Origin of the sequence: Brachybacterium muris, assembly GCF_016907455.1 — a bacterium.
Classification (GTDB): domain Bacteria; phylum Actinomycetota; class Actinomycetes; order Actinomycetales; family Dermabacteraceae; genus Brachybacterium; species Brachybacterium muris.
In genome coordinates this window covers 679,678-699,506 of sequence record NZ_JAFBCB010000001.1, presented here as the reverse complement: position 1 = coordinate 699,506, position 19,829 = coordinate 679,678, and the positions used below count along the sequence as shown (strand labels likewise).

Genomic DNA, 19,829 nt, shown 5'->3' with positions numbered 1-19,829 from the left:
GGATGAGTCGTTCGGGTGGTCTACGTGCACGCCACGGGGCGCAGGTGGTGCAGCGACCCTGCGGCGGAGTCGGGGTGACAGGATTTGAACCTGCGGCTTCCCGCTCCCAAAGCGGGTGCTCTACCAAGCTGAGCTACACCCCGGAGGGCAACCCACCGAATATTACCCGCTCGCGGCTGTGGGCGCTGTGCCCGCCCGACACCCCTGTGAGCAGATGCATGCCCCACAGGGGCCCGCCGGGCGTGATCCCGGGCCCGCGATCTGGTTCAATGGTCTGCGATCCCCACCGCGCGGAGCCACTCCGGACGGGAACGGGTCACCACCTGACCGGGTATGGCGCAGAACGGTCCGATACGGGCCCAGAAGCTGTATCACTCCTGGTCACGCGGGCGTAGCTCAATGGTAGAGCCTCAGTCTTCCAAACTGATTACGCGGGTTCGATTCCCGTCGCCCGCTCCGAATTCTTTGAGCCGCGACGGTCACCTGACCGTCGCGGTTCTCCGTATCTGTCACCGAAAACTGGATCGCGGGGTCCATCCTGCTCGCCACGGCCGTGCCCTGTGGTCTGCTGGCCTGGGGCTCGAGGATCTGGGACCCAAAGGGCACGGACGACTGAGCACCGCTCAACGCACGGGTCGGCCGCGCGACCAGGTCGATGAGCGCCTGCGCCATCGACATGCCGGAGGGAACCGGATCGGCGTAGGAGGGGATCGACTGCGAGGCCACGGCTGGAGCCTATCGGCGCTGACCCACCCCGCGGCTCAGTGCGCTAGCCAGTGACAACCGCCCCGTGGGAGCGGTTCACTGGACACATGCATGAGCTCACGGATGATCAGCGTCCCGCTGCCTCCGCGACAGCGGGCGCCGACACTGCGAAGGGTGCAGCGCCGGTGCACGTCGAGCTGCCTGTGGGCCGACCCTTCGACGGTGAGGGACTGGCCTCCTGGTTCGCCCACCGGGCAGTGCCCGCGGTGGAGAGCATGGAGGGCCTCGTGTGGACCCGCGCGGTGCGCCTCCCCCACGGACCGGCCGTGCTCGAGGTGGATCTCGGCGCCGCCGGGGCGCTCCCGCTCGTCCTGCGCCTGGCGGACCTGCGGGACCATCCCGCAGCCGTGGCACTGACGCGGCGGCTGCTCGATCTCGACGCCGATCCCGTGGGCATCGATCACCACCTGGCCGCCGCTGTGCCGCAGCCGGCACCCCTGGTCGCGCAACGCCCCGGTGTGCGCCTGCCCGGAACCGCGAACATCACCGAAGCACTGATGTGGGCGATCGTCGGCCAGCAGATCACCACCGCACAGGCACGCGATCAGATCACCCGGGCCACCGACCTGGCCGGCCAGGCACTGCCGGAGGGCCTGCGCACCGGATCGGTCACGCGCCTGCCGGTGCTCCCGGCCGATGCTGCCCGGACCGCCGATGCCTGGTTCCGCGGGCCAGGGGCCCGCCGACGGGCCCTGGTCGCCGCGCTGACCGTGGACATCGACACGGGCCAGCCGATCGACACTCTGCGCGCCCAGCTGCTGGCCCTGCCCGGCGTGGGGCCATGGACCGCGGACTACGTGCTGCTGCGCGCCGCCCGCGCCACCGACTCCCACCCTGCCAGGGACGTGGCCCTGCTGGGTGCCGCCCGCGACCTCGGGATCGCCGATGACCACGGCTCCCTGTTCGCGGCATTGCAGGCGGCATCACCCTGGCGCAGCTACGCTTCCCTGCACCTGTGGCTGCACAACTCGACCCTCCGACCGCCGCCCCGCAGGCGACGATCAGCCGCCCCACCTGTGAAGGACGCACCATGACCGCTCACGGCACCACCCCGCCGATGGCCACCATCCGCCATCGCCGCATTGACACCCCGCTGGGCACCTACGTGCTGGCCGCCGGGGACGACGCCCTGATCGGCGTGTGGCGGGAGGCGCAGAAGCACTTCCCCGTAGTGGCCCGCCTCGGCGAGGAGGCTCCGCAGGAGCACTCCGTGCTGGATGCGGCCGCCTCCCAGCTGCTGGCGTATCTGGCCGGCGAGCGCACCGGTTTCGACCTGCCGCTGGCACCGGTGGGCACGCCGTTCCAGCATCGGGTGTGGGAGCAGCTGCAGACGATCCCCTACGGCGCCACCACCACGTACGGGAAGATCGCCGAGGCGCTGGACAGCCCCCGGGCCGCGCAGGCCGTCGGTGCCGCCGTGGGCGCCAACCCCCTGTCGATCGTGGTGCCGTGCCATCGGGTGCTGGCCTCCAGCGGTGACCTCACCGGCTACGCGGGCGGTACGCAGACGAAGGAGGCGCTGCTGCGGCTGGAGGGCGTGCTGCTGAGCTGAGGGATGGAACGCCGAGCACCGGTGGTCCGAGGGCCTGCTGCCCGGCGGGTGCGTCGCGTGGCACGATGGTTCGATGACCGCCCAGCCGTTCCGCTTCCCCGTCGCCGCCCGCTATGCGGGCATGGAGTCCTCGCCGCTGAAGGACATCTTCTCCCTCGCCGCCCGGGAGAACGTGGTCTCCTTCGCCGGGGGCATCCCGGATCCGCAGCTGTTCGACCTGGCCCCCATCAAGGGGGCCTACGACTGGGTGCTCACTCACCAGGGCACCCGCGCCCTCCAGTACGGGGTGAGCGAGGGCGAGAAGGAACTGCGCGAGCAGGCCGCCCGCAGGCTCTCCCGCACCGTCCCCACCGATGCCTCGCAGATCCGGGTCACCTCCGGTTCCCAGGAGGGCCTGTTCGTGATCGCGCAGGCGATGCTGGAACCGGGCGACGTGGTGCTGGTGGAATCTCCGACCTACCTCGCGGCGGTGCAGGCCTTCGCCGTGCACGGCGCCCACATGATCGGGGTGGAGACCGACGAGCACGGCGTGGTGCCGGACGCTCTGGAGCACGCCATCCGCACCCACCACCCGCGGTTCGTGTACCTGATCCCCACTTTCCAGAACCCCACCGGACGCACCATGCCGGTGGAGCGCCGGCAGGCGGTGGCCGAGGTACTGCTGCGCACCGACACCCCGCTGGTGGAGGACGACCCCTACGGGGAGCTCACCTTCACCGGCGCCACCTGGGCACCGATCGCCTCACTGCCGGGGATGAGCGAGCGCACCCTGCTGCTGAACTCGATGAGCAAGCTGATGGCCCCCGGGGTGCGGATCGGCTGGATGCGCGCCGAGGGCCCGATCCTGGACACCCTCGCCGTCGCGAAGGCCGCGATCTCCATGCAGTCCTCCGTGGTGGACCAGCTGACGGTGGCCCGGTACCTCGACACCGCAGATCTCGATGCCCATGTGAAGCAGGTCAGTGCGGTGCACCGGGAGCGCCGCGACGCGATGGCGGCCGCGCTCACTCCCCTGCTGCCCGCCGATGCGCGGATCACCCATCCTGATGGCGGGATGTTCCTGTGGGCGGCGCTCGGGGAGGGCTACGACGCCCAGGACATGCTGGCCGAGGCCGTCGATGCCGGCGTGGCGTACCTGCCGGGCTGGTCGTTCTTCGCGAGCGACCCGGACCGCTCCACCATGCGTCTGAGCTTCGTGACCCACTCCCCCGAGGTCATCGGCGACGCCATCCAGCGCCTGGGCGAGGTCATCGCCGGAAGGTCGGCCCACCTATAGTGAGGCCGTGCTGCTGCTCTCGGACCCTCGCCTGCTGAAGATACTGGTGGTGGACACCGGCGAACCGTTGGTCGATCTCGCGGACGTCCCCGACCTGACCATCGACGATCGCAAGGCCGACCCGGAAGGCGCGTGGCGCCGGGTGCGCCAAGGCGTGGCCGAGCGCCTGCTGACCGCTCGTCGAGCACTGCCCGATGGATTCGATCTGCTGTTCATCGAGGGCTACCGCCCGATGGGGCTCCAGGAGAGCTACTTCACCGAGCACCTGGAACATCTGATGGCGGCCGACCCGACGCTGGACGCACAAGCAGCGTACATCCAGGCCAGCCAGTACATCTCCCCGGTCGAGGTCGCCCCGCATCCGTGCGGTGCCGCCGTCGATCTGACCCTCACCGAGAACGGCCTCGAGGTGGACATGGGCACGCCTGTGAACCAGTCGCCGGAGGACAGCGCGGGGGCCTGCTACATGGCCGCCGAGAACATCTCACCGGGCGCCCGGCGGTCACGGCAGATCCTGGCTGAGGCCATGCACACGGCCGGCTTCGTGAACTACGAGCCCGAGTGGTGGCACTGGTCCTACGGGGACCGCATCTGGGCCGCGCGGGCGGTGTCCCCGTCCGCGCTCTACGCACCGCTCTGAGAACAGCCGCGGGAGCCGGCTCAGTCGCGCAGATCCCGGAACCGGGAGCGGGTGAGCCACACGATGCCGAGCACCAGCAGCGCAACGGCGCCTGCGATCCACAGTGGCCCCAGCCAGGACGCGAGCACGAGCACGCCGCCGGCCAGGAGTACCAGCAGGATCGCGTCGGACTGCCAGGTGAGCATGGGGATCACGGAGAGGTCACCCTGTGCGGTGGGTATCGGGGTGGCGAGCTTCAGCGGCATCGGCCCCTTGGCCGCGGCGTGCACGCGCAGTGCCACCAGGACCGGGGCGAGCGCCACCGGGACGAGAACGGCACGCAGCAGCCCCACCTGCTCCGCCCCTGTCGTTCCCAGTGCCACCGCTGCCCCGCCGAGCCCGCCGACGACAGCCAGCAGCAGCATTGGCGCAAGGGAGTGCAGGAGAGCCTGTGCAGCGGCGGTCTGACCCAGCAGCGGGGGCGCGCCTAGGGTGTGCACGGCATGGCGGATGCCGTCGGTGAGTGCGCTGCTGGCCATCCACAGCCCCAGTATCCCGGTGGCCATCGCCATCCAGGCCAGCGGCCCGGTGGCGAGCACCCCCCACCCGAGTGCCGCAGCCGCTCCGATGGCGCCGATCAGACCGATCACCGTGCGCTCCGGGGTGCGCAGCCAGGCGATCGCGTCGCGTCGTGCGTAGACCAGCGGCAGCGGTCCCCCGCCGATCACAGGCAGGCGACGGCCGGTGCTGGCCCGCGCCCGGAACGCTCCGGCGGCACCGGTCAGGTCACCGGTGGTGGCCGTGGTGGTCGCGGCCTCCCAGCGCACGGCCTGCTCCAGCAGCACCTCCCCGCGCAGGCGGTCCAGCAGAGGGATACACGCAGCGACGGCGATGATCCCGGCGAGCGTCAGGCCGATCGCCCAGGGCATCGCCCTCGCGCCTGCCAACGGGTACGCGGCCCCGGGGCCGACCGGCACGGGGAGGGCAGCGAGCGCCAGCCCGAGCAGTGGCAGGGCGATCGCGAGGAGGCGGCGCCAGGTGCCCGGCAGCAGTTCCCCCAGCAGCCAGGCCGCGCCGAGCAGCAGGCCCGACCCCGCGGCAGCCAGTGCGAACCATCCGGCCCCTGCGAGCCCGGCCCGATCCACGGTGACCAGCGTGGTGCCGATCAACACCGCCGCAGTGACCAGTCCCAGCACCGGCACCAGCAGGGCACGGGCGAAGGGACGCCACAGCACCGCGCGGCGGCGCAGAGGGCCGGCTGCGAGGGTGGCGGTGAAGAAAGGAGCCAGCAGGGCGGGACCGCGGGTTGCGCCTGTCAGCACCAGCGCACCGGCAGCGACTAGGGCGACGGCGGTGACCACCTGCGGCGCGGTACCGGCGAGCAGAACCGGCACAACGTCCGGTCTGGCCATCCCCGCCCCGATCGCCCGCAGGACGGGCACCACCAGGATGGCGATGCTGAGCACCACCAGGTACACCAGATAGGCGACGTCCGCGCGGGTGCGGGCACCTCGGCGGGAGGCCCAGATCTCCCGGATGGCGCCCATCGACGCCTGTTCCCGGTGCAGGTCGGAATGATCTGCCGGAGCGCTCACCAGTCGATCTCCAGCACGTCGGTGGCCAGTTCGTCAACCAGGCGAGGGCTGTGGCTGGCGATCATCAGCGCCGCACCCTCGTGCGTTCGGCGCTGCAGGGCGGCGATCACCAGTCCCAACCGGTCGGGGTCCAGGCGCTGCTCGGGCTCGTCCAGCACCAGCACGTCGAAGGGACGGGCCAGGGTCAGCGCGATCGAGGCGAGCTGGGTCTGCCCGCTGGAGAGCTCGTGGGGGTAGCGGGAGCCCAGCTGGGCGATGTCCAGTTCGGCCAGCAGTTCGCCTGCCTGCTCCCGGGCCTGCCCGGCACGGGCTCCCCAGGTGGCGGCGATGAACTGCAGGTGCTCGGCGATGGTGAGGTCGCGGGCCGTCTGCGGTGGGCCGATCAGCGCGGCGAGACTGCGGCGGAACGCACAGTCGCGATCGTCCGGCACGCGGCCGTTGACCCGCACCTGCCCGGAGGTGGGCTCCAGGATCCCGGCGACGGTGCGCAGCAGCGTGGTCTTCCCGGCCCCGTTCGGACCGGTGACCGCGAGGATCCCTCCGGTATCCACGGAGCCGGTGGCCTCCAGCAGCAGCACCGCCTCGTCACGCACCACGCCGATGCCGTCGAACTGGACAGCGGGGGGATCGGACCCGGCGACAGGGTCGGCGGGCTGGCTGCGCGGACTCAACATGGGCCCATTCCATCGCACGCGGGCCGGGAAAGGGACCTACCTTCGTCGATGGGGCCTCGATCCATGGTCGACGAACCTGCCCGGCGCTGCTGCGAGCGGGTGCCCCACAGCCGCTGCGAGCGGATGCCCCGCACCGGTGGGGCGGGGATCACAGCCGGGACATGCGCGGCCCGCATGAGACAATGGTGGTGCCTCACCGTAAGTGTCGCGCGCCTGTTCCTGCAGGTGGCGGGCATTCGAACCGATCCGCTCTGCGTACTCCCCGCCCCTTCGGCGCGGGACTTCGCGGGTGGCCGGTCGCCGTGGTCCCGGGATCCCCGGGCCCGGTGCCGGACGGGGCGCACGATCGCCAGGAGGTTCCCCGTGACCGCAGTCGACACCCCCATCACCCCCCGCTCCACGTACCGCGACCGCACCCCGGTGGTGGGTGATGTGATCACCCATCCCGTCCACGGGCCGGTCCGGGTGGTCGCCACGACCACCCGTCAGGTGCGCGGCACGGCGAAGGACTACGTGGACCTCGAGGTCGTCGAAGGGGCGATGCGCATCTCCGTGCCGATGGAGCGCGCCGAGGACGTGGGCCTGCGGGACCTGCTGGAGGAGGACCAGATCTGCGACATCCTCGAGATGCTGGCCGGACCCGAGACCGATCGTCAGGACAAGGACTCCTGGGCCCATCGGATGAAGGAGCTGCACATGCAGCTGCAGTCGGGCTCGCTCACCGAACGGGTGTGCGTAGTGCGGCAGATCCTGCGGGAGTCCGGGGAGATCCCCTCGAGCCTGGCACTGCGCGACCTGCTGCGCTCCGCCATCTCCCCCCTGGCCTCCGAGATCTCCATCGCCCGCGGCATCAGCCCCGAGGCCGCACGCGAACTGCTGATCGATGCGGCACTGCCGGGGCGTCCGCACGCGGCGTGAAGCCACCCATGACGCTCGGAAGTGTCAGCCCCTAGATTTCGCGTCAGAAACATGAGATGGTGGTCACGCTCCGTCACAAGTGCCGTCGACCTGACCACGCAGGCCGACAGACATTCGCGCCACTTCCTTCCGTCACGCCGATCGATCCTGACCGCACCGCAGGAAGCTGAGCCGCCCCGGACACCGCAGCCGGAGTGCCGGCGGAGCGTTCGTCCCGTCGAGGAGGTTCTCCGTGCCCACAGCTGCTGCCACCACCCCCGCCCCTGCCCGCGCCCCGCGAGCAGGCTCGGTGCTCACCCACCCGTTCCACGGACCGGTGCGCGTGCTCTCCACCCGCACCCGCAGGGTCCGTGGGACGTCCACCGAGTACGTCGAGCTCGAGGTCATCGGGGAGTCCATGCGGATCTCCGTCCCCCTGGGTCGCTCCGAGGACGTGGGGCTGCGTAACCTGCTCGAGGAAGACCAGATCATGTCGATCCTCGACCAGCTCGCCCAGCCCTCGCCGCCGCCTCCGGCCCGCAAGGAGACCTGGGCCCGGCGCATGAAGCAGTTGGAGATGCGGGTGCAGTCCCGGGCTCTCAGCGAACGGGTGGGCGTGGTACGGCAGATCCTCCGGGAGTCCGGCTCGGTCCCCAAGAGCCTCGCAGAGCGCCGCCTGCTGCGCTCGGTCCTCGCTCCCCTGGCGGCAGAGATCTCCATCGCCCGCCGCATCACCCTGGACGAGGCACGCGATCTGATGGTCGCGGCGGCCCTGCCGGAGCACGCTCAGGCCGCGTGAGGGGGCTGCGGGCCGTCCGGGTGGACGGCCCGGAGGGGCTCGTGCCTGTCAGTTCGTACCTATCAGTTCGTGCCCGCCGGTCGGGACGAGGGGCTTGTCTGCAGCCGCGCGGGGTGGTGCGCGGCAGCACCCGTCCCAGGTGCGCCGCACCCCCCAGGCACAGCACTCCGATGGTCGCGGAAGCAGCGCCCACCGGAGCCACCACCACGATCCCGGCCACCAGCAGCGGTGCTACCAGGCGACCAGCTCCCACCAGGGTGTTCCACCAGGACAGGTAGCGGGTGCGGCCGTGCACCGGGGACACGTCGATGCCCAAGGTCATCACGATCCCGGAGCCCAGGCCGTTGCCCAGCGCGATCACCATCGCGGGCAGAAGCAGTGCCAGCAGGGCCGGGGTGAATCCGTGGCCGGCGGCGCCCCCGGTGGCAAGGGCCAGGGCAAGGTATCCCAGCCCCATGATCGTGGCGCAGGGAACTGCCACAGCGGCCCTGCCGTACCGGTCCATCAGCACGCCGGCGGGGACCACCAGTGCGATGTCCACCACCGCGGAGATGCCGAACACGATCGAGATCCAGAACGCGTCCAGCCCCAGCCCTGCGCCCAGCAGGGGGATGATCACGGGGTTGTTCACCCGGGCGATCATCACCGGCATGATGCCCAGGCCCACGATCAGCATCCGGGCCAGCACCGCCCGGGTGAGGCGGATGCGGGCCGGGCTGCGGCCCACGTGCTCGCGGTGGTGCCTGCGCACCGGTGCTGCGCGCACCTCGCCCGCAGGCAGGAACACCGCCACCATCACCGTCGCGGCCAGGGTCATCGCGGCGTTCAGCACGAACACTCCGGTCAGTGACCCGGCGGCCAGCACCACTGCTCCGGCGAGCGGTCCGATCACCTGTCCCACCCGGATCATGCCACCGAACATGGTCATGCCCCGGGCACGCATGGACGGCGGCAGTGCGGAGCCGAGGAAGGACTGCCTGCCCAGCATCCACACCTGGGAACAGGCGGCCATCATCACCAGCACGCCGATCAGCATCGTCCGGGCACCTGCCCCGGCCTCGACATCGTCGGCCAGTGCCGGGGTGAGCACGGCGTAGCCTGCCATGCTCGCGATCACCAGCAGCAGCCCCGTGGCCACGAGTGCCGCGCGGGCACCGATCCTCCCGATCAGGCGCCCTGCGGGGATGGGCCCCAGGAAGGCCGCCAGGCCGAACACCACCGTGAGGGAGGCGGCCTGTGCCGTGGCGAATCCCAGCTCGAGCGCCAGCAGGGTGATCACCGGCATCAGTGCGGCCACCCCGATGAACTGCAGCAGAGTGGGTATGTAGATGGAGGGGGCCAGGGACCGGATCACCTGGGAGACCGTGCGCCCCTCGCCGTCCAGCGGCGGGGGCGGGGCTGCGGACACTGGTCGAGTCTCCCACCCCGCCCGGGGCCCGGCAAACGGAATCCCCAGCGGATCCGGCGGTCGGCGCTTCCGTCCTCGCGGCGGACCGGGCCCTGCGCCCGTTACATTGGCCCGATGGCGTTCAAGACCCTCACTGTGATCGGAGCCGATGACCTGCTGGGCGAGGCGGTGGTGCGCGAGGCCCTGGTACGTGGCCTCAGTGTGCGTGGCACCGCTCCCCTTCCCCAGCGGGTCCCTCGGCTCTCCCCCGAGTTCGAGGTGCTGCGGGCGGAGGCGGGCAGCCAGGACGATCTGGAACCGGCGGTGCAGGGCGCCGACGCCGTGGTGCTGGCACTGACCCCGCAGCTGGTGGCCGATCCCACGATGCAGGCCACCGACGCGGCGATCGCGGCGGTGCGGGCCATGCGCGCGGCCGGGGTGGAGCGCCTGGTGGCGGTCTCGAGCATCGAGCTGGCGGACCCGGCGCGCGTGCTGGGCCCCCTGCGCAGGCGGCTGCACCACGGTGGCCTGCAGGACCTGCGCCGGCTCGAGCGGCTCCTGGCCGGCAGCGGCCTGGACTGGACGGTGCTGCGAGCGGGCCGCCCCACGGACCTGCTGGGCACCCGGGAGCAGTCGGTGGGTACCCGGCACGACGAGGGGAGCCGCGCCCTGCCCCGGGAGGACCTTGCACGGGCGCTCGTGGACCAGGCGCTCACGGTGGGCTCCGAGCCGCGGGTGCTGACCGTCACCGTCTGAGGTCCGGCGCGCTGCGCGGGATCGGCGCTCCTGGCAGGGTCAGTCCATCCCACGGGATCAGTGGGCCTTGAGGAAGGCCTGGGCGGTCGCGAGCTCCCCGCGGCGCGCCGAGGACTCGTCCACCCCGGCGGCGATCGCCTCAGCCGCCCAGCGCACCGACCAGGCCTGCAGGTGGGCGATGCCTTCCGCGCTCTCCAACCACTCCCGGGTGGGCGCAGGGACGGGCACGGTGACGCAGGCGCGCCACCCATCGGCGTGGGCGGCCAGCGCCATCAGCGCGATCTCCCAGTGGATCGCTGCAGCACCGGGACCGTAGCGGTCGAACCGTTCACGCTCGATCAGGGTGGTGCAGGTCAGGCGCAGGCTGGTGGTGCCGTCGTCCTCGGGGTCCAACCGCACCTGAACAGGATCGGCGGAGCCGTCCTTCTCGCAGGTCAACGAGACCTTGTGGGGCTCGACCAGTTCAAGCACCTGGCCGTGGGCGCCGTCGGCGAGGCGGTAGCGGCCGCCCTCCACCAGTGCGCCGGACAGCTGCCCGTACCACTGCGCCAGCTCGGCCCGGTCCACCAGCAGGGGCCACAGCTGGGCAGGGGCGAGCGACAGGTTGGTGGTCAGGGTGAGGGCGGTGCGCACATGCACGCCGTGCTCCTCGATCTCGAGCCGGCGACGCACCGCCTCGACGTACGGCAGCGACTCCGTGACAGTCATCTTCTCCTCGGGAGGCCTGTACTGCACTGCTCCGCACCGGCGCACGCGCGCGGGGGCGGACGATCCGAAGCGTATCGGACCGCGGACCGACGTGCCACGTACGGACCGTCCTGCCCCGTACAGTGGAAACCGTGAACGACACGACGCGCTTCCAACCTGCCGACTTCACCGCCCACCTCTTCGACCTGGACGGGGTTATCACCCCCACCGCCGAGGTGCACATGCGGGCCTGGGCCCGGATGTTCAGTGAGTTCCTCACCTCCCGCGGCATCACCGAGCCCTACACCGACGCCGACTACTTCGCGCACGTGGACGGCCGGCCCCGCTACGACGGCGTGCGCACCTTCCTCACCTCCCGCGACATCGAGCTGCCCGAGGGCGAGGACACCGACCCCGGCGACCAGGTCCCCGGCTCCGAGACCGTGCGCGGCCTGGGCAACCGCAAGAACGATCTGGTGCTCACGCTGATCCGCACCGAGGGGGTGACCCCCTACCCCGGCACCGTCGCCTACCTCGACTCCCTGCCCGCAGGTGCCCGCCTTGCCGTCGTCTCCTCCTCCCGCAACGCGGAGGAGGTGCTGCGCGGTGCGGGCCTGCGCGACCGCTTCGAGTTCGTGGTCGACGGGAACGTCGCCGCCGCCGAGGGCCTACCCGGCAAGCCCGCCCCCGACACCTTCGAGCACGCCGCCGCCCTGCTGGGGGTGGCCACCACCGACTCGGTGGTCTACGAGGACGCCGTCTCCGGTGTGCGCGCCGGCGCTGCCGGCAACTTCGGCGCCGTGATCGGCGTGGACCGGGGCGTGGGTGCCGACACCCTCACCGAGGCGGGCGCCACCCTCGTGGTGCAGGACCTGGAGGAACTGACATGACCCGCCTGCGCTCCGTCCCCGAGGACCCCGTCGACCGCGCCCACCTGCCGCTGGACGAGTGGCGGCTGGTGGAGTCCCGCCCCGGGGCGGACCTGGGCCTGCTGGAGACCCTGTTCGCCACCGCCAACGGGTTCATGGGCATGCGCGGCACCCCCGAGGAGGGGCGCGATGTCAAGGCCCACGGCACCTTCCTCAACGGCTTCCACGAGACTTGGCGGATCAACCACGCCGAGTCCGCCTATGGCCTCGCCAAGGTGGGCCAGACCATGATCTCGGTGCCCGACTGCAGCACCATCAAGCTGTACGTGGACGATGAGCCCCTGCTGCTGTCGATCGCGGACATGGTGGAGTACGAGCGCTGGATCGACTTCCGCGAGGGCGTGCTGCGGCGTGACCTGATATGGCGCACCCCCGCCGGCAAGCACGTGCGGGTGCGCTCCAGCCGCATGGTCTCCTTCGAGCAGCGTCACCTGGCGCTGATGGAGATGGAGGTGACGATGCTGGACGGCTCCGCGCCGGTGGCGATCTCCTCCCAGATCGTGAACCGGCAGGACTCCGTGGACGAGTTCGGCAACAGCGCCGGCCCCATCACCGACAAGCACGACCCCCGCCAGACCACCGCCTTCACCCACCGGGTGCTGGAGCCGCAGCAGGACTGGCACAGCGAGAAGCGCATGCTGCTGGGCTACCGGGTGGCCAACTCCGGGATGACCCTCGCCATCGGCGCGGACCACGAGGTGGAGTCGGAGGCGGAGGTGGAGCGCCTGCTGGACACCATGCCGGACCTGGGTCGGGCCGTGTTCCACGCGAACCTGGATGAGGGGCAGAGCATCACGGTGCGCAAGGCCGTGGCCTACCACTCCTCCCGGTCGGTCCCCCACCGCGAGCTGTTCGACCGCTGCCGCCGCACCCTGGACCGGATCCGCACCGAGGGATTCGCGCCGCAGTACGCGGACCAGCGCGCCTACCTGGAGGACTTCTGGCGCCGCTCGGACGTGCAGCTGCCCGGACGTCCCGCCGAGCAGCAGGCCACCCGGTGGTGCCTCTACCAGCTGGCGCAGGCCTCCGCCCGATCCGACGGCTGGGGGATCCCCGCCAAGGGCGTCACCGGCTCCGGGTACGAAGGTCACTACTTCTGGGACACCGAGATCTACGTGGTGCCGTTCCTGATCTTCACCTCCCCCACCTGGGCCCGCAACGCCCTGCGCTTCCGTTCCAACCTGCTGCCCAAGGCCAGGGAGCGCGCACGTGAGCTGAACCAGCGCGGCGCCATGTTCCCCTGGCGCACCATCAACGGCGACGAGGCCTCGGCCTACTACGCGGCCGGCACCGCGCAGTACCACATCAATGCCGACGTGGCCTACGCCTTCTCCATGTACACCGATATCACCGGCGATCTCGACTTCCAGCACCGCGACGGGGTGCGGGTGCTCGTGGAGACGGCCCGGATGTGGTCCGACCTCGGCTTCTGGCGGGTCACCGCCGAGGGCGACGCCAGCTTCCACATCCACGGGGTGACCGGCCCGGACGAGTACACCACCGTGGTCAACAACAACATGTTCACCAACGTGATGGCCCGCTACAACCTGCGGCGAGCCGCCCGCGCGGTGCGCGAGCTGCGCGAGGCGGACCCAGCCGGCCTGGAGGCCCTGGTCTCCGAGCTGGAGCTGGACATGTTGGAGCTGGAGCAGTGGGAGGCCTGCGCCGACGGCATGTTCATCGCCAAGGACGAGGCACTGGGCATCCACCTTCAGGAGGACCGCTTCCTGGAGCGCGAGGTGTGGGACCTCCCCAGCACCCCCGAGGAGTTCTTCCCCCTGCTGCTGCACTACCACCCCCTGGTGATCTACCGCTTCCAGGTGCTCAAGCAGGCCGACGTGGTGCTCGCACTGTTCCTTCGCGGCGCTGAGTTCACCGCCGAGGAGAAGCGTGCCGACTTCGAGTACTACGACCCGATCACCACCGGTGACTCCTCCCTCTCGGCCGTGGTGCAGTCGATCATGGCCGCCGAGGTGGGGCACCAGAAGGCCGCCCTGGACTACTTCCGGGCAGGCCTGTTCGTGGACCTGGGCGACCTGCACGGCAACACCTCCGACGGTGTGCACATCGCATCGGCCGGCGGCGTCTGGAACGCCCTGGTGCACGGCTTCGGCGGTATGCGCCAGGAGAAGGGTGCGCTGTCCTTCGACCCGCGCCTGCCGGAGTCCTGGCCGGAGCTCTCCTTCCCGCTGACGGTGCGGGAGTCGCGGTTCCGGGTGCGGATCACCCGTGAGGAGATCTCCTTCGTGCTCGAGGAGGGCGAGGAGCTCGAGGTCACGGTGCGCGGCGAGAGCGCGCGCGTCACTCGGGACGGTGCCACGGTCGCGCTGGCGGACCAGGGCCCGATCCTGGATGATGCCGTGCTGGCCTCCCCGCGCGGACTTGGCGACGAGCGCGCCGATGGGTCTATCGTGACCTCCTTCGTGCCGAAGGATCCCGATGACCCGTGGGAGTACCCCGTGCACACCGATCCCGACGACATCATCGAGTCCGTCTGAGTCGCGGCTGCCCCCGTGGCAGTCGCGGCCGGGCACTCCCCGCACCCCCAGGAGGCCACCGGTGAGCGGCTCGCGACGACGCACGGACCGGCCCGTCGTCGACTACCGGCGCCCCCGGCTCAGTGTGCTGTACGTGCTGCACCGGGTGCGGATGCGGCTGCTGGACATCCAGGTGTGGGACGTGGCCGGCACGATGACGTTCTACACCGTGCTGTCGGTGTTCCCTGGGGCGGTGGCGATGGTGTCCCTGGTGTCGATGATCGGGGTCCAGGCGCAGACCATCCACACCGTCTCCGCCCTGATCACCGAGATCTTCCCGACCCTGGACCCGCGCCCGTTCACCGGGGCGATCCTGGCGGTCGCCTCCACCGACGGCGGGGCGTGGGGCCTGGCCCTGGGCACCCTGGGGGCGCTGCTCTCGGCCTCCAACGGCGTCGCTGCCTTCCACCGTGCGATGCACCGGGTGTACGACACCCGGGAGGGCAGGCCGTTCCTGTGGTTCCGCACGATCGTGTTCGGGGAGACGGTGCTGATCATCGCGGTGGTGCTGCTGTGCATCGGGATGCTCACGGTGGGCGGCGAGGCATCGCAGCGCCTGGGCGGGCTGATCGGGGTGCCGCAGATCGCCTTCGACACCTGGAACGTCGTCAAGTGGCCGATCCTGCTGTTCATCCTGATCATCGGGGTCTCGATGGCCTACTACCTGTTCCCCAACGTGAAGCTCCCCCGGTACCGCCTGATCACCCTGGGCTCGACGATGACGGTGCTGGTGCTTTTCGGCTCCGCCCTCACCCTGGGGCAGCTGATGGTGTACGCCACGCGCTTCGCCGAGGTGCTCACCGCACTGAACGGCCTGATCGCGATCCTGCTGATGCTGTGGGTGGGCAACATCGTGATCGTCGCCGGGGCCGCACTGGATGCCGAGTTCCTGCGCGCACGCCAGATCGCGGCCGGTCTGCCTGCCTGGCACGTCATCGAACTGGACCCCCACGCCACCCACAGCCTCGACTTCCTGGCCGCCGATGCCGCCACCGCCGAGGAGATCGGCCGAGCGGTCGCCGGGTCCGCGCGCGACGGTGAGCCGCTGCGCCGGCGACGCAGCCGGTGGATCGTCGAGGCCGACAGCCCCTTCGCGGTGAGCCCGACCGAGAAGCCCCTCACCTCGCCCCGAGAAGAAGGAGACCAGGACGCATGAGCGTGCGGCCCATCACGATCATCGGCCATCGTGCCCTCGAGCAGCGCACCCGGAAGGTCCGCGAGATCACCGAGGACATCCGGGAGCTGGTGGCCGACATGTTCGAGACCAACGACGCCGCCGACGGGGCGGGCCTGGCCGCTCCCCAGGTGGGGTCCCGCTGGCGACTGTTCGTGTACTCCTGCCCCGACGCCTCCGACACGCTGCGCCGTGGCGTGGTGATCAACCCCCGCCTGGAGCGCTTCGGTGGGCTGGAGCTGGACGAGGAGACCATCGAGGGGTGCCTCTCGGTGCCCGGCGAGGGCTTCCCCACCGCCCGTCACCGTGGCGCCCGCGTGCACGGCATCGATCTGGACGGGGAGCCGGTCGTGGTCGAGGACGAGGGCGGGGTGCTGGCTCGTGCGCTGCAGCACGAGGTGGACCACCTGGAGGGATCGCTGTACATCGAGCGGCTCTCCCCCGCCCACCGCCGGGAGGCCCTGGACGCCGTGTCCGCCCGCGGCTGGCGCAGCAAGGGCCTGCTGACGTGGGATCCCCGACTCACCAGCGCCGAGGACGTCTGAGCACGAGCCGGAGTGTCTATCCTGGAGCGATGGACCGTCCTTGCCTCTCCCGTCGCCGTGCCCTGATGCTCCCCGTCTCCGCTGCCGGGGTGACCGCCGTGGCGGGCTGCGCCCCTGAGGACGAGGGCTTCGGCAACGGCACTCCGGTGCGTGCGGCGGACGGCGCGATCCCCCTGGCCGACCTGCCGGAGAACACCGGCACCCTGGTGAACTTCGGCGGCGACCACCCCTTCGTGCTGCTGGTGCGCGGAAGCGGGGATGAGGTCACCGGGTACTCCGGGTACTGCACCCACAACGGCTGCGCCCTGCGCGAGGTGGAGACCGAGCTGGACTGCCCGTGTCACGGCTCCCGCTTCGATGCCACCACCGGTGAGGTGCTGGTGGGCCCGGCAACGATCCACCTGCCCGAGGTACCCGTGGTGGTCGAGGACGGCCACGTGCGGCGCACCGCCTGACCCGCGCAGCAGCTACGCACCGCGATGACGCCCCATTCCGGCCCCCACCGCCGCCAGCGCGAGGTGGTCTCCTTCGTGCGCCGCGGCGCCCGCCTCACCCGCAGCCGCCAGGACGCCTGGGACCGCCTGTCCGAGCTCTACGTGATCGACCTGCCGCGCGGTGAGAGGGACACGATCCCAGCCGCCGGTGCGAGGCTCGAGCTCGAGTCGGTCTTCGGCCGCCGTGCGGAGCTGGTGGTGGAGGTGGGCAGCGGCCAGGGCGAGAACATCGCCGCCGCGGCACAGGCCTCGCCTGAGCGGGACCATCTGGCCGTGGAGGTGTACGTCCCGGGACTGGCACAGACCCTGGACCGCATCGAACGGGCCGGGTCCCCGCGCAACGTGCGCCTGCTGCCGCTGGACGCCCAGCGCAGCCTCCCCCAGCTGCTGCCCGCCGGGTCCGTCTCCGAGCTGTGGGTGTTCTTCCCGGATCCCTGGCACAAGTCCAAGCACCACAAACGACGCCTGGTGAACCCTCCGTTCCTCGACGCGGTGGCACCGCTGATGCGCGAGGGTGCCGTACTGCGCCTGGCCACCGACTGGGCGCAGTACGCCGCCCACATGCACCACGTGATGGAGGCGGACCCCCGCTTCGCCTCCCTCCACCCGGACGGCCCACGACCTGACGGGACCACCAGTGACGAGGTACCGGGTGACCTGCCCGCCACGGGCTGGGCCCCGCGCTTCGAAGGGCGGGTGCTCACCAGCTTCGAGTCCAAGGCCCACGCCGCGGGCCGTCTAGTATGGGATCTTGCCTACACCCGGGCGCCCCACCGTCAGGAGGACGAGAACGGATGAACGCGTCCGACGATGTTCAGCTTCCCTCCGACTGGGAGGACGGCGATCAGCCCGAACCGGGCAGGCGCTCCTCGCGACGCATGGCCCTGATCGGCCTGGGCGTGATCTGCGCCCTGGTGCTCGCCGCTGGTGTGGTGGTGGGTGGCTACCTGCTCTCTGTGCGTGACGCGTACGAGAAGCGCAACACGGTGACCATCACCCGCAGCACCTCCGACGGTGAGCGCCCCGAGCAGATCGAGGGCACCGGACGGAACTTCCTGCTGCTGGGCTCGGACAAGCGCTCCGAGGAGGAGGCAGCGGCCTCCGGCGTGGTGGGTCAGCGCTCGGACGTGATGATGCTGGTCCACGTCAGCGAGGACGGCCAGGACGTGTACGTCATGTCCTTCCCCCGCGACCTGTACGTGGACATCCCGGGCCACGGCAAGGACCGCATCAACGCGGCACTCGCCTTCGGCGGGGTCCCCCTGGCGGTCTCCACGGTGGAGAACTACGTGGGGGTGCCGATCGAGCACGTGGCCCTGATCGACTTCGACGGGATCGAGGGCCTGGTGGACTCCCTGGGCGGCATTGAGGTGATGGTGCCGCAGAGCTTCGAGGCGGACGGCCATCAGTTCACCGAGGGCACTCAGCAGATGAACGGCGAGGAGGCGCTGGTGTTCGTGCGCCAGCGCAAGCAGTTCGCCGACGGGGACTTCCAGCGCAACCGCAACCAGCAGGCGGTCCTGCTGGGCATCGCCGACAAGCTGATCAGTGCCGACACCCTCAGCGACCCCTTGAAGCTGCGGGACACCGTCGCGCAGATCTCCCCGTACCTCACCACCGACGAGGACCTGACCGCGACCGCCATGGTGGAGCTGGGCCTGTCGATGCGGTCGGTGCGCAGCAACGACCTGTACTTCCTCTCGGTCCCCCACGGCGGCCCGTACACCACCAGCGGTGGCGCCAGCGTGGTGGCCACCGAGGAGGGCGAGATGGACAAGCTGCGCAAGGCCCTGCGCGAGGACGACATGGGCACCTACTACGCTGAGAACGCCGGCAAGTACTGACCCACAAGGGTGCTCCGACCAGCCCCTTCCACCCCGCACCACTTGGAGGACATCGTGGCCAACCCGCTCGTGAAGATCGCCGTGACCGCGTCAGGCTTCGTCGCCGCCCGGCTCGGTCGGCGGATCGCCGACGCCGGATGGGGGGCCGTGTTCGGCGAGGAGCCGCCGGACGACCAGTTCACCCGCAACTCCGAGAAGGAGACCAAGAAGCGGGTGAAGCAGGCCAAGAAGGACGGCCTGAGCAAGGCGGAGATCGATGAGATCCGCAACCCGGCGGACGACGTCCCGTGGTGGAAGCGCATGCTGTGGGCGGTAGTCTCCGGCATCCTGCTGCAGGGTCTGCGCACGGCCGCCCAGAGCGGCGCGAAAAAGGGCACCGATCGCCTCACGCGCCGCCGCCCGCGTCCCAACCGAGGCTGAGGCCGGCTGCTCGTACGACATGAGGGAGGGTCCCGGTCGCTTCAGTCTCCTGAAGCGACCGGGACCCTCTCTCCGTGTCAGCCAGGTGGGCCGCTCAGAACTCGGGCACGTCCGTGCTCTGGTGCAGGGTGTCCACCGCATCACCGGTGACCAGGAAGCCCACCCGTCGCACGAGTGAGACGGCGTGGTCGCCGAGGCGCTCGTAGAAGCGGATCAGCAGGGTGAGGTCCACGATCTGGGTGTTGGTGTAGTCCTGCCCCTTGCCGATCTCGCGGGCGATCTGCTGCTGGAGATCGTCGAGCTCGTCGTCGTTCTTCTCCACCTGGGCGGCCAGGGCCAGGTCACGGTCGGTGATCACCACGGCGGCGTCCCGCAGGGCGGCCGCTGCCAGGTCCGACATCTTCTGGATCTGGGCACGGTGCTGCTCGGGCACGGCCAGCTCGGGGTGGCTGCGGCGGGCCACCAGGGCCACGTGGGCGCACAGGTCGCCCATGCGCTCGAGCGAGGAGCTCATGCGCAGCGAGGCCACCAGCAAGCGCAGGTCGGTGGCCACCGGGGACTGTCGGGCCAGCAGCTCCACGGTCTTGGAGTCCAGGTCGATCTGGCGCTCGTCGATGTGGGGATCAGCGGCGATCACCCGCTCCGCCAGGCCCAGGTCGCCCTCCAGCAGGGCGGCGGTGGCGTCCTCCAGGGCACTGCCCACCATCGATGCCATGTCGACCAGGTCGTCGACGAGATGCCGCAGATCGCTCTGATAGGCCTCGCGCATGTCGCACTCTCTTTTCCGTCGGAGGGGTCGTCAGCTCTCGAGTGTGGCGACCGCGGATGAACGTTCGTCGCTCCTCGGTGAACGAGAAGCGGAGTCGAGGTGAACTCCTC

The 19,829-nt window shown here is 70.7% G+C and carries 20 protein-coding genes and 2 tRNA genes; 16 read left to right on the top strand and 6 right to left on the bottom strand.

All coding sequences use genetic code 11. From position 1 onward, the window contains the following. Positions 1-69: 69 nt before the first annotated feature. Positions 70-143 (bottom strand) — tRNA-Pro (locus tag JOD52_RS03250). Between the two features lie 242 nt (positions 144-385). Between JOD52_RS03250 and JOD52_RS03245 the strand changes: the two genes are divergently transcribed. The 5 genes from JOD52_RS03245 (at position 386) to JOD52_RS03225 (ending at position 4,233) form a co-directional block, all read left to right on the top strand. Continuing rightward, positions 386-456 (top strand) — tRNA-Gly (locus tag JOD52_RS03245). A gap of 356 nt (positions 457-812) precedes the next feature. Then, on the top strand, positions 813-1,799 hold the full coding sequence (locus tag JOD52_RS03240; RefSeq protein ID WP_204408781.1) for a DNA-3-methyladenine glycosylase family protein: 987 nt from the start codon (positions 813-815) through the stop codon (positions 1,797-1,799). Next, positions 1,796-2,317, top strand: a complete 522-nt coding sequence (locus JOD52_RS03235; RefSeq protein ID WP_017822173.1) for a methylated-DNA--[protein]-cysteine S-methyltransferase — start codon at positions 1,796-1,798, stop codon at positions 2,315-2,317. The genes JOD52_RS03240 and JOD52_RS03235 overlap by 4 nt, the downstream gene beginning before the upstream one ends. A 73-nt stretch (positions 2,318-2,390) precedes the next feature. Continuing rightward, on the top strand, positions 2,391-3,593 hold the full coding sequence (locus tag JOD52_RS03230) for an aminotransferase-like domain-containing protein (RefSeq protein WP_204408780.1): 1,203 nt from the start codon (positions 2,391-2,393) through the stop codon (positions 3,591-3,593). A 7-nt stretch (positions 3,594-3,600) separates the two neighbouring features. Further along, positions 3,601-4,233, top strand: a complete 633-nt coding sequence (locus JOD52_RS03225; protein WP_204408779.1) for a M15 family metallopeptidase — start codon at positions 3,601-3,603, stop codon at positions 4,231-4,233. A 20-nt stretch (positions 4,234-4,253) separates the two neighbouring features. Here the strand turns inward: JOD52_RS03225 and JOD52_RS03220 are convergent, their stop codons facing one another. Continuing rightward, on the bottom strand, positions 4,254-5,807 hold the full coding sequence (locus tag JOD52_RS03220; RefSeq protein ID WP_204408778.1) for a hypothetical protein: 1,554 nt from the start codon (positions 5,805-5,807) through the stop codon (positions 4,254-4,256). Next, positions 5,804-6,481 (bottom strand): ABC transporter ATP-binding protein, encoded by a 678-nt coding sequence (locus tag JOD52_RS03215; RefSeq protein WP_239551760.1) that lies wholly within the window; start codon positions 6,479-6,481, stop codon positions 5,804-5,806. The genes JOD52_RS03220 and JOD52_RS03215 overlap by 4 nt, the downstream gene beginning before the upstream one ends. 363 nt (positions 6,482-6,844) lie before the next feature. Between JOD52_RS03215 and JOD52_RS03210 the strand changes: the two genes are divergently transcribed. Both JOD52_RS03210 and JOD52_RS03205 read left to right on the top strand, forming a co-directional pair. Continuing rightward, complete coding sequence (locus tag JOD52_RS03210) at positions 6,845-7,399, top strand: CarD family transcriptional regulator (RefSeq protein WP_204408777.1); 555 nt, start codon at positions 6,845-6,847, stop codon at positions 7,397-7,399. Positions 7,400-7,631: 232 nt separating this feature from the next. Continuing rightward, a complete protein-coding gene (locus tag JOD52_RS03205; RefSeq protein WP_204408776.1) occupies positions 7,632-8,177 on the top strand; it encodes a CarD family transcriptional regulator in 546 nt (181 codons plus the stop codon). Here the strand turns inward: JOD52_RS03205 and JOD52_RS03200 are convergent. After that, positions 8,110-9,585 carry an MFS transporter gene (locus JOD52_RS03200; RefSeq protein WP_204408775.1) on the bottom strand — a complete coding sequence of 492 codons (1,476 nt, stop codon included), beginning with the start codon at positions 9,583-9,585 and terminating at the stop codon, positions 8,110-8,112. The genes JOD52_RS03205 and JOD52_RS03200 overlap by 68 nt on opposite strands. A gap of 114 nt (positions 9,586-9,699) precedes the next feature. Between JOD52_RS03200 and JOD52_RS03195 the strand changes: the two genes are divergently transcribed. Then, a complete protein-coding gene (locus JOD52_RS03195; protein ID WP_017822181.1) occupies positions 9,700-10,320 on the top strand; it encodes an NAD(P)H-binding protein in 621 nt (206 codons plus the stop codon). A 57-nt stretch (positions 10,321-10,377) separates the two neighbouring features. Here the strand turns inward: JOD52_RS03195 and JOD52_RS03190 are convergent, their stop codons facing one another. Further along, positions 10,378-11,028 carry an SRPBCC domain-containing protein gene (locus JOD52_RS03190; RefSeq protein ID WP_017822182.1) on the bottom strand — a complete coding sequence of 217 codons (651 nt, stop codon included), beginning with the start codon at positions 11,026-11,028 and terminating at the stop codon, positions 10,378-10,380. Between the two features lie 131 nt (positions 11,029-11,159). Between JOD52_RS03190 and JOD52_RS03185 the strand changes: the two genes are divergently transcribed. The 8 genes from JOD52_RS03185 to JOD52_RS03150 all read left to right on the top strand — a co-directional run bounded on the left by JOD52_RS03185 (position 11,160) and on the right by JOD52_RS03150 (position 18,950). After that, positions 11,160-11,897, top strand: a complete 738-nt coding sequence (locus tag JOD52_RS03185; RefSeq protein ID WP_204408774.1) for an HAD-IA family hydrolase — start codon at positions 11,160-11,162, stop codon at positions 11,895-11,897. Next, positions 11,894-14,434, top strand: a complete 2,541-nt coding sequence (locus tag JOD52_RS03180; RefSeq protein ID WP_204408773.1) for a glycoside hydrolase family 65 protein — start codon at positions 11,894-11,896, stop codon at positions 14,432-14,434. Before JOD52_RS03185 ends, JOD52_RS03180 begins: the two co-directional genes overlap by 4 nt. Positions 14,435-14,495: 61 nt before the next feature. Further along, a complete protein-coding gene (locus JOD52_RS03175; protein ID WP_204408772.1) occupies positions 14,496-15,629 on the top strand; it encodes a YhjD/YihY/BrkB family envelope integrity protein in 1,134 nt (377 codons plus the stop codon). Beyond that, positions 15,626-16,192 carry a peptide deformylase gene (gene def, locus JOD52_RS03170; protein WP_017822186.1) on the top strand — a complete coding sequence of 189 codons (567 nt, stop codon included), beginning with the start codon at positions 15,626-15,628 and terminating at the stop codon, positions 16,190-16,192. The genes JOD52_RS03175 and def overlap by 4 nt, the downstream gene beginning before the upstream one ends. Before the next feature lie 29 nt (positions 16,193-16,221). After that, entirely contained in the window at positions 16,222-16,647 is a 426-nt protein-coding gene (locus JOD52_RS03165; protein WP_204408771.1) for a Rieske (2Fe-2S) protein, read from the top strand. Positions 16,648-16,671: 24 nt separating this feature from the next. Next, positions 16,672-17,484, top strand: a complete 813-nt coding sequence (trmB, locus tag JOD52_RS03160; protein ID WP_204408770.1) for a tRNA (guanosine(46)-N7)-methyltransferase TrmB — start codon at positions 16,672-16,674, stop codon at positions 17,482-17,484. Continuing rightward, on the top strand, positions 17,481-18,530 hold the full coding sequence (locus JOD52_RS03155) for an LCP family protein (RefSeq protein WP_017822189.1): 1,050 nt from the start codon (positions 17,481-17,483) through the stop codon (positions 18,528-18,530). The genes trmB and JOD52_RS03155 overlap by 4 nt, the downstream gene beginning before the upstream one ends. Positions 18,531-18,584: 54 nt before the next feature. After that, complete coding sequence (locus JOD52_RS03150) at positions 18,585-18,950, top strand: DUF4235 domain-containing protein (protein WP_259804548.1); 366 nt, start codon at positions 18,585-18,587, stop codon at positions 18,948-18,950. Positions 18,951-19,044: 94 nt separating this feature from the next. Here the strand turns inward: JOD52_RS03150 and phoU are convergent, their stop codons facing one another. Then, complete coding sequence (gene phoU, locus JOD52_RS03145) at positions 19,045-19,719, bottom strand: phosphate signaling complex protein PhoU (RefSeq protein ID WP_017822191.1); 675 nt, start codon at positions 19,717-19,719, stop codon at positions 19,045-19,047. Positions 19,720-19,829: the final 110 nt, after the last annotated feature.

Coding starts and splice junctions, on each gene's coding strand:
- JOD52_RS03240 (WP_204408781.1), top strand. CDS start 813: ATGCATGAGCTCACGGATGATCAGCGTCCCGCTGCCTCCGCGACAGCG.
- phoU (WP_017822191.1), bottom strand. CDS start 19,719: ATGCGCGAGGCCTATCAGAGCGATCTGCGGCATCTCGTCGACGACCTG.
- JOD52_RS03155 (WP_017822189.1), top strand. CDS start 17,481: ATGAACGCGTCCGACGATGTTCAGCTTCCCTCCGACTGGGAGGACGGC.
- JOD52_RS03190 (WP_017822182.1), bottom strand. CDS start 11,028: ATGACTGTCACGGAGTCGCTGCCGTACGTCGAGGCGGTGCGTCGCCGG.
- JOD52_RS03195 (WP_017822181.1), top strand. CDS start 9,700: ATGGCGTTCAAGACCCTCACTGTGATCGGAGCCGATGACCTGCTGGGC.
- def (WP_017822186.1), top strand. CDS start 15,626: ATGAGCGTGCGGCCCATCACGATCATCGGCCATCGTGCCCTCGAGCAG.
- JOD52_RS03165 (WP_204408771.1), top strand. CDS start 16,222: ATGGACCGTCCTTGCCTCTCCCGTCGCCGTGCCCTGATGCTCCCCGTC.
- JOD52_RS03215 (WP_239551760.1), bottom strand. CDS start 6,481: ATGTTGAGTCCGCGCAGCCAGCCCGCCGACCCTGTCGCCGGGTCCGAT.
- JOD52_RS03180 (WP_204408773.1), top strand. CDS start 11,894: ATGACCCGCCTGCGCTCCGTCCCCGAGGACCCCGTCGACCGCGCCCAC.
- JOD52_RS03230 (WP_204408780.1), top strand. CDS start 2,391: ATGACCGCCCAGCCGTTCCGCTTCCCCGTCGCCGCCCGCTATGCGGGC.
- JOD52_RS03235 (WP_017822173.1), top strand. CDS start 1,796: ATGACCGCTCACGGCACCACCCCGCCGATGGCCACCATCCGCCATCGC.
- trmB (WP_204408770.1), top strand. CDS start 16,672: ATGACGCCCCATTCCGGCCCCCACCGCCGCCAGCGCGAGGTGGTCTCC.